This is a genomic window from Leucobacter sp. Psy1 (assembly GCF_020096995.1).
In the GTDB taxonomy this organism is placed as follows: domain Bacteria; phylum Actinomycetota; class Actinomycetes; order Actinomycetales; family Microbacteriaceae; genus Leucobacter.
The window spans coordinates 2,747,141-2,758,522 of sequence record NZ_CP083692.1 but is presented as its reverse complement, the minus strand read 5'-3'; the positions used below and the strand labels follow the sequence as shown (position 1 = coordinate 2,758,522).

General features: G+C 68.4%; 10 protein-coding genes. 5 read left to right on the top strand and 5 right to left on the bottom strand.

What is annotated here, in order from left to right:
* Positions 1-84: 84 nt before the first annotated feature.
* Positions 85-1,701, top strand: coding sequence for an amino acid permease (locus K8P10_RS13010; RefSeq protein ID WP_224779328.1), 1,617 nt, complete (start codon positions 85-87; stop codon positions 1,699-1,701).
* A gap of 60 nt (positions 1,702-1,761) precedes the next feature.
* On the opposite strand, the gene K8P10_RS13005 is transcribed toward K8P10_RS13010, so the two are convergent.
* A complete protein-coding gene (locus K8P10_RS13005; RefSeq protein ID WP_224779327.1) occupies positions 1,762-3,189 on the bottom strand; it encodes a DUF11 domain-containing protein in 1,428 nt (475 codons plus the stop codon).
* 62 nt (positions 3,190-3,251) lie between these two features.
* Positions 3,252-3,788, bottom strand: a complete 537-nt coding sequence (locus K8P10_RS13000) for a hypothetical protein (protein ID WP_224779326.1) — start codon at positions 3,786-3,788, stop codon at positions 3,252-3,254.
* 91 nt (positions 3,789-3,879) lie between these two features.
* Here K8P10_RS13000 and K8P10_RS12995 point away from each other — a divergent pair, with 91 nt between their 5' ends.
* A complete protein-coding gene (locus K8P10_RS12995) occupies positions 3,880-4,647 on the top strand; it encodes a CYTH domain-containing protein (RefSeq protein ID WP_224779325.1) in 768 nt (255 codons plus the stop codon).
* Positions 4,648-4,662: 15 nt separating this feature from the next.
* On the opposite strand, the gene K8P10_RS12990 is transcribed toward K8P10_RS12995, so the two are convergent.
* A complete protein-coding gene (locus K8P10_RS12990; RefSeq protein WP_224779324.1) occupies positions 4,663-8,235 on the bottom strand; it encodes an efflux RND transporter permease subunit in 3,573 nt (1,190 codons plus the stop codon).
* Positions 8,236-8,469: 234 nt separating this feature from the next.
* Between K8P10_RS12990 and K8P10_RS12985 the strand changes: the two genes are divergently transcribed.
* From K8P10_RS12985 to K8P10_RS12975, 3 genes are all read left to right on the top strand, one after another.
* Complete coding sequence (locus K8P10_RS12985) at positions 8,470-8,640, top strand: HPP family protein (RefSeq protein WP_224779323.1); 171 nt, start codon at positions 8,470-8,472, stop codon at positions 8,638-8,640.
* 72 nt (positions 8,641-8,712) lie between these two features.
* Positions 8,713-10,134, top strand: a complete 1,422-nt coding sequence (locus K8P10_RS12980; RefSeq protein WP_224779322.1) for an FAD-binding oxidoreductase — start codon at positions 8,713-8,715, stop codon at positions 10,132-10,134.
* A 10-nt stretch (positions 10,135-10,144) separates the two neighbouring features.
* On the top strand, positions 10,145-10,510 hold the full coding sequence (locus K8P10_RS12975; RefSeq protein WP_224779321.1) for a cupin domain-containing protein: 366 nt from the start codon (positions 10,145-10,147) through the stop codon (positions 10,508-10,510).
* A 37-nt stretch (positions 10,511-10,547) separates the two neighbouring features.
* On the opposite strand, the gene K8P10_RS12970 is transcribed toward K8P10_RS12975, so the two are convergent.
* Positions 10,548-10,943 (bottom strand): CrcB family protein, encoded by a 396-nt coding sequence (locus K8P10_RS12970; protein ID WP_224779320.1) that lies wholly within the window; start codon positions 10,941-10,943, stop codon positions 10,548-10,550.
* The gene (locus K8P10_RS12965; RefSeq protein WP_224779319.1) at positions 10,940-11,350 is read right to left on the bottom strand and encodes a CrcB family protein; all 411 of its coding nucleotides are present in this window, start codon (positions 11,348-11,350) and stop codon (positions 10,940-10,942) included. The genes K8P10_RS12970 and K8P10_RS12965 overlap by 4 nt, the downstream gene beginning before the upstream one ends.
* Between the last annotated feature and the right edge of the window lie 32 nt (positions 11,351-11,382).

Genomic DNA, 11,382 nt, shown 5'->3' with positions numbered 1-11,382 from the left:
GTCACCTCGTGCGACGTGCACCGGCTCGCCGCACCCGAGGACCCAGGCCCTCGGCATCACGACGAAGTGGAAGGTTCATCGAACATGGCCAAGGACACCCTCCGCGTGAGCGGGGTCACCTACACGACCGCTGACAGCGGGTATTTCGAGAAACGCCTCCTCAAGCGCGCCGCGGGCGTCTGGGGGCTGTGGGGCCTCGCCGTCGGCGCGGTGATCTCGGGAAACTTCTCCGGGTGGAACTTCGGGATCGATGCCGCCGGGTTCGGCGGCATGCTCATCGCCTTCGCCGTGCTCGTCGTCATGTACTACGGCCTCATCTTCTCCATCGGGGAGATGGCGTCGGCCATGCCCCACACCGGCGGCGCGTACTCCTTCGGCCGAGCCGCGCTCGGGCCGTGGGGCGGGTTCGTGACCGGCCTCGCCGAGTCGATCGAGTACGTCGCGACGACCGCGGTGATCGTCTACTTCTCCGCCTCCTACGCTGACAGCATCACGAGCGAGCTCCTTGGGTTCTCGCTCCCCGCATGGGTGTGGTGGCTGATCCTGTACGCACTGTTCGTGGCGCTCAATACCGCGGGTGCCAACGTATCGTTCAAGTTCGCGATCGTGGTCTCGGTCATCTCGATCGCGATCATCCTGTTCTTCTCGGCGATGGCGCTCTTCAGTGGCCAGTTCAGCTGGAACTCGCTCTTCGACATCGCACCGGACGCGGGGCAGACGGCGTTCCTGCCGCACGGTGTCATGCCGATCCTGTTCGCCCTGCCCTTCGCCATGTGGTTCTTCCTCGGCATCGAAGAGCTACCGCTCGCCGCCGAGGAATCCCACAACCCCGTTCGCGATATTCCACGCGCAGGTCTCTGGGCTCGGGGTACGCTGATCGTCACCGGCCTGCTCGTCCTGTTCCTGAACACGGGCGTCATCGGGGCGGAGGCCATGGGGGTTTCAGAAGAGCCCCTCCTTGACGGATTCCGCGCCATCGTCGGCGACCAGGTCGCCGCTGTTCTCGCGCTCTTCGCGCTGATCGGGCTCTTCGCCTCGTTGCAGGGCATCATGTTCGCTTACGGGCGGAACATGTACTCGCTCTCCCGCGCCGGCTACTACCCCCGGTTCCTCTCGCTCACCGGGAAACGTTCGACCCCGTGGGTCGCGCTCGCAGCCGGAGCGCTCATCGGCTTCGTCGCCCTGGTCGTCGTCGACTTCGCGGGTGGTGCTGACGGTGTCGCGGGAGCGATCGTGCTGAACATCGCCGTCTGGGGTGCGGTGCTCGCGTACTTCATGCAGATGGTGTCGTTCATCGTGCTGCGCCGCAAGTTCCCGAACGCGAAACGTCCGTACCGCAGCCCGTGGGGGCTCTTCGGAGCGTACGCGGCGGCGGCGATCGCCGCGGTGACGTTCGTGGGCTTCTTGCTGAACGAGACCTTCCAGCCCGCCATCGTCGCGATCATCATCGTCTACGTCATCGGCCTGCTCATCTTCGGGTTCTACGGACGCCACCGACTCATCCTCTCCCCAGAGGAGGAATACGCCGTTTCCGGTGGCCTGCACGGCGACCCGCAGCAGGAAGGGTACGGAGGTGACGTGGAGGAGCAGATTCTCGCGCTCGACGGGGTCGACGCGCCGCAGGCTCCGGTGGACGGTCCGGGCGCGTCGGTCGGACCCGATGTTGCCGACCGTCGACCGGGACGTGGCGCGGACGAGTGAGGATCGTGGGCCGGGTCTCCATGAACAGGTCCCGGCCCGCGAGCTCGACCGTCCGAGAACTCAGTCCGTGGGAGGTGCGGTGTCGTCGAGGGCGCGGTTGCCGTATGAGCTTGCCCGTCGCCTGAGTGCGAACGTGAGTGCGCCGGTGCCCACCAGGATCGCTCCCGCGAGCAGGCCCGCAGCCGCCGCCCCGCCTGACGCACCCGTCTGAGCGAGGTTCCGTGCGGGCTTCGACTGGTCCGCAGTGGTGGTTCCGTTGCTTGTGCGCCGCGGTTCGGAACGGGTGCCCGAGGGTGTGCGTGAGTCGGTCTTCGGATCGGCGCTATCCGTGCCGGACGCCTGGCCCGCGCCTGGTTCCGTGCCCGCACCCGGTTCCTCGACCTCGCCAGCGGAGTCCGCGTCTCCGGGTTCTTCGCTCGCGCCTGGTTCCTCGCCCGACCCGGGTTCTTCGCCGGTTCCTGACCCGGGTTCTTCGCCGGTTCCCGGCTCGGTCGGCTCAGCGGTCGAGCAGTCGATGATGTGGTAGCCGACTCTGATCTCCGGTACCCGGAAGAACGTGCGCTCGGGAGTCTGGCCGCGTGCGGAGAACACCGTCTCCATGTCGAGGTCGGGGCCGGGCATCGAGTCCGGCGGCTCGATGACGGTGCCCTCGTAGGTGATGATCAGTTGCTGGCCCTGTTTGAGTGCACCGTTCCAGGAGAGCACTCCGTTCGCCTGCAGGCGCCACTGGTCGATCGTGCCCGAGGGTTCCCCGTCGACGAGTGCGACACCGTTGCGCAGGTCGGCCGGGTAGATGGGAGTGTTCTTCGGTCGCTTGCCCGACACCTCAACGTAGCCCAGGTCAGTGTCGCCCGTGTTGGTCAGGGTCAAGGTGGTCGTGAAGTCGCCCTGCTCGCAGATGGAGGAACCGGGTTGCGGATCCGAATCGATCTGCATCGTGAGCTGAGACGTGGTGCGCACGTGCTGCAGCGAAGCGGTCGGGGCGACGATCTCGGGGAGTCCTGCAGGGAAGCCGGTCGCCGACACCCGGTTGTCGAACACCTTCGCCGGAGGGCCGTGGTGCACCTGCACCGAGTACGTGATGCGGACGGTTTCACCCGCCGCCATGTCTCCCGACCACGTGAGAGCGGTCGGCCCCAGCTGCAGCCCCGCTGGCGGAACCGCGGTTCCGTCGCGTTCCACGCGGGGCGGGTACTGGGCCATGTAGTCGGCCTCGTCGAGCACATCGGAGAGGTCATCGGTGACCGTGACCGGGGTGAGCGCCGCGTCTCCGGTGTTGACGACTTCGATGATGTACTCGATGCGCATTCCCGGTTCGACGGGCTTCCAGGTCGGGCTCGGTGTGGTCAGTGACACCGTCAGCCCGGGGCTCGAGGTCGAGGGTTCAGCCGCGGTCGCCGCCGTCGCCGGTCCGATGATGAGGAGCGTCGCGCTCGCGAGCAACGTGCCGGCGGCCAGAGATCTGAGGAGGCGATGAATTCGACGCATATCTCATATTTAATTGGCGCGCTCGGTGCATGTCAAATCAAAGTGGCCAGAAAGGTGCTCGGCTAGGTAGCACCGAGCGGAGGGTCGACGAGCAGCCCCACGCGGTCATCCAGGAACTCGGCCAGCGTCGGCGCGGTCGCCAACGGCGCCGACGGGTGCCAGCGCACGCGGAACGCACCTCCTGAGAAGACGACCGGCGAGTGGTCGGGCACCTGGCTCCCATCGAGCGGGATCGGCACGGCATCGAAATCGACCGCGGCACCCTCCTCGAAGCCGCCCTTCAGAGCGGCAGCCGCGATGTCGCGCCGCTCCTCACGAGATTGCGACTGGTAGCTCGGGCGAGGCCGTTCGGCAGCGCGAGTGGCGCGACCCGCCACGTAGAGTCGTGCCTCCGTGTCCAGCAGGATCGGCCCGATCCGCCACACCACCCCGGTCTTGCGCATCGTCGCGGCCTTCCGCCAGAGCAGTTTGCGCTCCGGGGGCACGAACTCCGCGAGATGCTCGGTGCGCACGTCCGCCGAACGCAGGCGCTCGACCGCGCGCACGCATGCCTCGTGCGCATCCCGCTCGGCAGCACCGGGCCCGGCCTCCGCATTCATGCCCCCAGGCTAACCGGTGATCGGGTGATCGGGTGATCGGGTGATCGGGTGATCGCGGCCGCGGCGACCCCGCAGCGCGTAAGCTGACGGGATGAGCGCCAACGAGCCCCGCGAGAATCTCGAGATCGAGCGCAAGTACGAGGTGGTCGGTGACACGTCGCTCCCGGACGCGGCAGCGTTCGCCTCGCTTGGCTTCGACGCTGCAGAGCCCGCCCTCGTGCGTCTTGCCGCCAGCTACTTCGATACGGCCGACCGGGCGCTCGCCGCGGCGGGCTGGGCGATGCGCGTGCGCCTCGGCGGTGCCGACGAGGGCTGGCACCTGAAGGAACGGCGACCGGAGGGCGTGCGCGAATACTCGTGGCCGGTGTCGGAGGAGATCCCTGAAGCGCTCCGTGAGACCCTGAGCGAACGCATCGGCGCCGCGGCAGCGGCAGCGGTCGAACCCGTCGCCTCCCTCAGGACCGAGCGGACCATCGTCCGTCTCAGCAGGGAGGGAGACGAGGTCATCGAACTCGCGAACGACCTGGTGCTCGCCAACGACCATGCGGCAGGCGTCGACCGTGCCTGGCACGAGTGGGAGGCCGAGCGGATCGGCGACGCGGACCCGGAACTCCTCGATCTCATAGAGCCCCTGCTGCTCGCTCGCGGTGCGGCACCATCGCTCAGCTTCGCGAAGATCGCCCGAGCGACCGGGCAGCTCACTCCGCTCGCCATCCAATCGGGTGCCGACGCCCGCGTGCTCGCCGCCCTCTCCGTGCTCGACCTCGCCGATCGGCTTCAGGCGACCGGAGATCGCGAGCGGTCCGACGAGCTGCGCACCATCGCAAGCTTCGTGTCGGCGGCGCCGCCTGCGAGCTGACGCAGCCCAGCGCTCTCAGTCGCGTCCCGCGACCGCGCGCTGCTCGGCGCGACGGATGCTGCGCTTCGCAACGCGACGGGCCCGCCGCCACCGCCCGCGCTCTCGCCGCCGCTCGACGAACCCGTAGAGCACGGGTACGAGGATCAGCGTCAGCGCCGTTGATGAGACGAGCCCGCCGATGACGACGACGGCGAGCGGCTGCGAGATGAAGACGCCTCCACCCGTGAGCCCGAACGCCATCGGCAGGAGCGCGAAGATCGTCGCCGCCGCGGTCATGAGGATGGGGCGGAGCCGGAGCCGCGTCCCGTGGTAGATCGCTTCGTCGAGCGAGGCTCCGGCTGAGCGCAACCGATTGATGAGGTCCATCAGCACGATCGCGTTCGTGACCACGATGCCGATGAGCATGAGCAGTCCGATGAGCGCGGGCAGCCCGAGCGGCGTATTCGTGAGCAGCAGGGCGAGCAGCGCACCCGTCGCAGCGAACGGGATCGAGATCAGCAGCACGAACGGCTGGCGGAAGCTCTTGAACGTCGCCACCATGATGACGAGCACGAGACCGATGGCTGCGAGCATCGCTGCGCCGAGCTGGGCGAAGGCGTCGGACTGCTCGGCACTGACGCCCTCGACCGCGAAGGTGACGCCGGAGGGGAGTGACGCCTCGTCGATCGCCGCGGCGACTGCGGCGTTCGCCTGATCGAGTTGCCCGTCCGCCGGAGTGACGGTGAGGACCACCTGCCGCTCACCTCCGGAACGCTCGATACTTGGGGCCGTCTTCTCCTCGACCACGTCGGCGACCTGGCCGAGTGTGATGGGCTTCGCGCGCGCCTCACCGGCGGCCTTCTGCTGGGCCTCGGTCTCCTGCTGCTCGACGAGCTGGTCCGCCGCTTCGGCCTGCGCTTCGCGCACCTGCTTCGCCTGCTCATCTGCCGAAGCGATGCCGGATTCCGCCGCTGCGATCGCCTCGCGCAGCCCGGCGATCTGCTCGGCGCGCTCTTCCTGTGCGCGGATCGCCGCCTCTTCGTTCGGGGTCCGCGGGCGCTCGGGGACAACCGGCGTGCGTTCGAGGGCTGCGAGCTGCTGGCGCATCTCATCGAGCTGTCCGGCGAGTTCCGCGCGCTGCGCTCCGGCATCGTTCAATTGGCGAGTGAATTCTGCCGCCTGATCGAGTCTCGCCTGTTCGGCGTCCGCCTCGGCCTGCTCCTCCAGCGCATCGGTCGCCCGCTTCTGGGCCTCGGCGTTCTGCTGCGGAGTGACCGGCAGCAGGAGATCGGAGAGCCCGGTCACGGTCGTGTCCGCTCCGGCGGTTCTGAGCACGATGTCCCGATCCTGGCCCTCGAGCGCGACCGTCCCGATCGGCGTCCCGGCGAGCGCCTGCTGGATCGCCGCCGACACCGTGGTGCGGTCGAAGCCCAGTTTCGTCGCCTTCGCCTCATCCAGCGAGACCCGGACGACCGGCTGCTCCCCGGTGATGCTGCTCTCCACTCCGCTCACGCCAGGTTCGTCGACGAGTCGCTCGGTGAGTTGCTCGCTCGCCTCTTGGAGCGCGGCGGAGTCCGCCCCGCGAATCTGCAGGGCGATCCCGCCGCCGCCGTCGCTCATCGCCGCGTCCATGGTGGAGAGCGAGAAGCGATCGGGATCGCCCAGCTCGCCCAGGGACCGCTCGACGGCGGTTTCCACCGCGGCGGCCTCGACCCCGTCGGCGAGTTGCAGGCTGTAGGAGATGCGGGTGGGTTCGCCGGCGATACGCGAGGCGACGGGGATGGTGGTGAGCACGTCGTCGACTCCGTCGATCTCTGCGAGCGCGGTTTCGACGGGTTCTGCCTCGGCGACGAGCTGGTCGGCGTCGGCCCCGGTGCCGACGGTCTGGCTGAGTTCGAGACTGGCCGCGCCGGAGGAGCCGAGGAAGTCGGTGCGGATCAGGGAGCTCATCATCAGCGTCGCTACGAGGAGCAGGCTCGCCCCGACGACCGTCCACACCGAGTGCCGTCTGGTCGCCGCGAGCGCCGGCATGAGTGCGCGCTGGAGTCGATCCTCGGATGTTCGGAGTTCTTCGAGCTCGTCGTGCTGGTCGTGGTCCGCGTGATCTGTGGTTCCCGTCGGCTGCGGCGATCCCGATCTTCTCCCCCGACGATTCATGAACCAGAACGCGAGCACCGGCACGATCGTGAGGGCTACGACGAGCGAGGCGAGGAGCGCGATCGACGTGGTGACGGCAAACGGGCGGAACAACTGACCCGCGGTTCCTGAGACGAACGCGATCGGCAGGAACACCGCGACCGTCGTCAGCGTCGAGGCGGTGATCGCTCCGGCGACCTGCCTGACCGAGGCGACGATGCCCTCGACCGTGAGCGGACCATCGCCTCTCCGTCTGGCGATGTTCTCGATCACCACGATCGAGTCGTCGACGACGCGGCCGATTGCGATCGTCAGCGCGCCGAGCGTGAGCACGTTGAGGGTGTTGTCGGTCCACCAGAGGCCCGCCATGGTGATGAGGAGTGAGAGCGGGATCGACACCGCCGCGATGATCGTCGAGCGCCAGGACCAGAGGAACGCCAGAATCACGAGCACCGCGAAGACGAGGCCCAGACCGCCCTCGACCGACAGATCGTGCACCGACTGCTCGATGAACGGCGCCTGGTCGAACACCGTCACGAACGTGGCGTGAAGGCCGGGAGCCAGCTCCTCGATCTGCTGCTGCACCCCGTGAGAGATCTCGACCACGTTCGCACCCGACGCGGGGATCACCGTGAGCGTGAGCGCGGGCGAGCCGTTCACGCGCGAGAGCGAACCCGCCGGCTCCGCCTCCGCGTGCACATCGGCGAAGTCGGAGAGGCGGACCACGCCGCGCTCCGTCTCGATCGGCAACTCGGCGACATCCTCGACCGACCCGATGCCTCCACCGACCGTCACGGCCACGGGACCCTCGTCCGAGTCCGCCTGGCCCGCGGGGAGCGCCGCACCGCGCGACTCGAGCGCGGGAGCGATCGCGGCCGGGTCCACACGCAGCTTCTCGATGTCGTCGGCGCGAAGGTCGATGACGACCCGCTGCTCCTCGCGCCCTGCGAGCTCGACGCGCTGCACACCGGGAATTGCCTGCAGAGCGGGGACCACGGTGCCCGCCAGCGCATCGGCGAAGTGCTGGGCGTCGTCGGTCGATCCTGCGCTCAGCATCATGGCGGGTGTCTCATCCGTCGACCCGGAGAAGACCTCGACCTCGGTGCCGGCGGGCAGCGTGGAACGGACGGACTCGGTCGCCGCCCGGATCGCCTGCAGCGTTTCGTCCGCGTCTGCTTCGAACGGCCACTCCGCAGTGATGTCGGCGGAGCCGGCCGACGTGTTCGACGTCACCCCGGTGACCCCCGTCACCGACTCGAGTGCCTGCTCGAGCGGCTCCGTCACCGTCTCCGCCATGTCGTCGGGGGAGACACCTGGCGACTGCGCCGACACGAACGCCATCGGCATGCTCATCGGTGGCATGAGCTCCTGCTTCAGGGAGGTCATGGCGATGATGCCGAAGACCGCGACCCCGAGGGTCACGAGTCCAGCGATCAGACGGTTGGCCAGGCTGGCGCGTGTGAGGAGCGTCATGGAGTCTCTCTGGTCGAGGCGTGCGGCGATCGCGGAGGCGACCTCTTCCACTCTGGAGAGGCGGAGCCCGCACCACATCAGCCCGGGGTGCCGTCCGGATCAGACCCTGGTCTGATCCTCCAGGGCTGCCGGGTCAGCTACTGCGGGTGCGGAAGGGGCAGGACCCGCAAAAATTGACCCGACCTGGAAGCCGGACGGGCGAGCCCTCCAGAGGGGCGCGGTATCGTGGGACCCATGAGCGAGACCGACCCCGGAGCGCGGCGAAAGCAGATCATCGTCGGCATCGTCATGGGCATCGTGATGGGCGTCGTCATCAGTGCGCTCACGCAGTTCTGGCTGTGGCTTCCGGCGGGAATCGCGGTGGGGCTGGCCGCCGGCGCCATCATGAAACCTCCGGAACGCTAGCCGCCCGTAGCAGCTCGGTGGCGCTCTGTGCGAAGATCAGAGGGATCATCGCACACGGGTAATGAGGACTGTATGGAACCGACCATCTTCGAGACGCACCGACCCGCAGAGGAGATCATCGACCAATCCCTTGCCGACACGAAGCTGTCGTGCTTCTGGATCGAGGATGTCGCCGAGACGGCGGCCCGGTACCCGTCGCTCACTGGTGACCAGACGGTCGATGACGCGGTGGTCGGCGCGGGGTTCGCTGGACTGTGGACGGCGATCAAGCTGAAGACGGAGCATCCGGAGCGTCGGGTCGTCGTGCTCGAGGCCAAGCGCGTGGGCTGGGCGGCGTCCGGCCGCAACGGCGGGTTCTGCGAGGCGAGCATCACCCACGGCGAGCCGAACGCCGAGTCCCGCTGGCCGGATGAGACGGGGACTCTCGCCCGACTCGGGTACGAGAACCTCGACGCGATCGAGGCGTTCGTGAACGAGCACGATCTCGACGTGGAATTCGAGCGCACGGGCGAGCTGTCGATCGCGAACGAGCCGTACCAGGTGGAGTGGCTCGGGGAGAGCGATGATCCGACGGTCGAGACCCTCGACGCCGAGGCGGTGCGCAAGCGGATCAACTCGCCGACGTTTCTCGGCGGCGAGTTCGCGCCTCGTGAGAGCGCGAACGTGCACCCCGCGAAGCTCGCGGCTGAGCTCGGGCGGCACGCAACCGAGATCGGTGTCGAGATCTACGAGGAGAGCCGGGTAACGAACCTGGTCGGGGATGCCCGGGAACCGATCCTGCTCGAGACGACCGGGGGCCGCGTCGTGGCCGACCGGGTCGCGCTCTGCACCAACGTCTTCCCCTCGCTCCTGAAGCGGTACGCATTCCACACTGTCCCGGTGTACGACTACGTGCTCATGACGGAGCCGCTGACCGACGAGCAGATGGCGTCGATCGGCTGGGAGGGGCGCGAGGGTCTCGCCGACATGGCGAACCAGTTCCACTACTCGCGGCTGACGAGCGACAACCGGATCCTGTGGGGCGGCTACGACGCCGTCTACCACTCGGGCGGGCGTATCAAGCGGGCATATGAGGATCGTCCGGAGAGCTTCCGGAAGCTCGCGAGCCACTTCTTCACCACCTTCCCCCAGTTGACCGGCGTGAAGTTCACGCACCGCTGGGGCGGAGTGATCGACACGAGCACGCGCTTCTGCGCGTTCTTCGGCGAGGCGCACGGTGGGCGGGTACAGTACGTCTCCGGCTTCACCGGACTCGGAGTGGGGGCGACGCACTTCGCCGCCGACGTCATCGTGGATCGCCTTGAGGGGCGGGTCACGGAACGCACCGAGCTGCAGATGGTCCGCGAGGTGCCGCTGCCGTTCCCGCCAGAGCCGCTGGCATCGATCGGGATCAATCTCACCCGGTGGTCGCTCGACCAGGCGGACCACAACCAGGGCAAGCGCAACCCGCTGCTGAAGACGCTCGATGCGCTCGGACTCGGCTTCGACTCCTAGGAGGATTCCCATGACCGAACTGCTTCCGGAGAGCGCCAATCGCGTTGCCCACGCGCGGACCGCGATCGTTTCGCTCGACCCCGTTCCTGCTGACGAGGTCGTCTCCGGCGCACCGAGACAGGGCATCAAGGAGCTCGGCTCCATCGCGGGTGCTGAGGCGGGCATCTGGGAGCTCAGGGGCGGAACAGTCGTCGACACCGAGGCGGACGAACTTTTCGTCGTCCTGTCGGGGGAGGCGTCGATCGAGCTGCTCGACGAGGGCCACACCGTCGACGTGAAGGCCGGCGACGTGATGCGGCTCGTCGCGGGTACGCGCACGCGCTGGGTCGTTCCGGATCACATTCGCAAGGTCTACCTGACCCCCTCCGCCGAGTAGCGGTTCGACAGGGGTCGTGCGGAAACGCGGGGCCCACTCAGGCGAGCAGACGAGTCACGCCGATCGCTGCGGCGCAGGCGCCGATGGAGATGACGAGCATGCCGAGGGTGTTCGCGGCGACCCACCCCCACTGGTGTGCCCGCAGCAGCTTCGCCGAGTCCACGGCGACGGTGCTGAAGGTGGAGAACCCTCCGAGCAGGCCGGTGGCGAGGATCGGACCGAGCGCTCCGGCGTCGTCGCCGACCGACGCGCCGGCGATACCGAGTCCCGCCAGCATGCCCATGAGGATCGACGCCAGTACATTCACGGCGAAGATCCCGATCGGGCCGGTGTCGCGGCGCCGGGTCAGTGCTCGGTCGAGCGCGTAACGGCACGTCGCGCCCGCCCCGCCCGCGAGGGCGAGGAGGACGAAGTCGAGCGGGCTGTCGATCATGCCGGTCCGCTCGTCGGTCGGGGCGACGATGGCGCGGCGCCGCCGAGCCGGAGGCCCAGGAGCGCTGCGGCGATCCCGATCGGCAACGACACGAGGGCCAGAACGATACCGATGAGCGGATCGCCTCCGGCCGGTAGCGTGAAGAGGACGAGGGCGCTGTAGCTGGTGAAGCCGCCGAGAGCTCCGGTGCCGAGGAGGGCGCGCGCGGCGTCCGCGCGCGGTGTGGCGATGCGGACGCGCCCGAGGAGCAGTCCGAGGAGGAATGCTCCGACGAGGTTGATCGCGGTCAGCGCGACGGCTTCGGTGAGCGGGCCCGAATCGTGGGGGAGGAGCAGCAGTGCCGCCCGGAGCGCCGTTCCGCAGGTGCCCCCGACGAAGACGAGGGCGAGACGGTTGAGCGGATGCACCCCCTCAGCCTATGCCGCAAGGAGAAATCTCT

What these genes read in the sequence shown, in the direction of transcription:
- K8P10_RS12980 (WP_224779322.1), top strand. Translation starts at nt 8,713, where the DNA reads ATGGAACCGACCATCTTCGAGACGCACCGACCCGCAGAGGAGATCATC.
- K8P10_RS12985 (WP_224779323.1), top strand. Translation starts at nt 8,470, where the DNA reads ATGAGCGAGACCGACCCCGGAGCGCGGCGAAAGCAGATCATCGTCGGC.
- K8P10_RS12970 (WP_224779320.1), bottom strand. Translation starts at nt 10,943, where the DNA reads ATGATCGACAGCCCGCTCGACTTCGTCCTCCTCGCCCTCGCGGGCGGG.
- K8P10_RS13000 (WP_224779326.1), bottom strand. Translation starts at nt 3,788, where the DNA reads ATGAATGCGGAGGCCGGGCCCGGTGCTGCCGAGCGGGATGCGCACGAG.
- K8P10_RS13005 (WP_224779327.1), bottom strand. Translation starts at nt 3,189, where the DNA reads ATGCGTCGAATTCATCGCCTCCTCAGATCTCTGGCCGCCGGCACGTTG.
- K8P10_RS12990 (WP_224779324.1), bottom strand. Translation starts at nt 8,235, where the DNA reads ATGACGCTCCTCACACGCGCCAGCCTGGCCAACCGTCTGATCGCTGGA.
- K8P10_RS13010 (WP_224779328.1), top strand. Translation starts at nt 85, where the DNA reads ATGGCCAAGGACACCCTCCGCGTGAGCGGGGTCACCTACACGACCGCT.
- K8P10_RS12995 (WP_224779325.1), top strand. Translation starts at nt 3,880, where the DNA reads ATGAGCGCCAACGAGCCCCGCGAGAATCTCGAGATCGAGCGCAAGTAC.
- K8P10_RS12975 (WP_224779321.1), top strand. Translation starts at nt 10,145, where the DNA reads ATGACCGAACTGCTTCCGGAGAGCGCCAATCGCGTTGCCCACGCGCGG.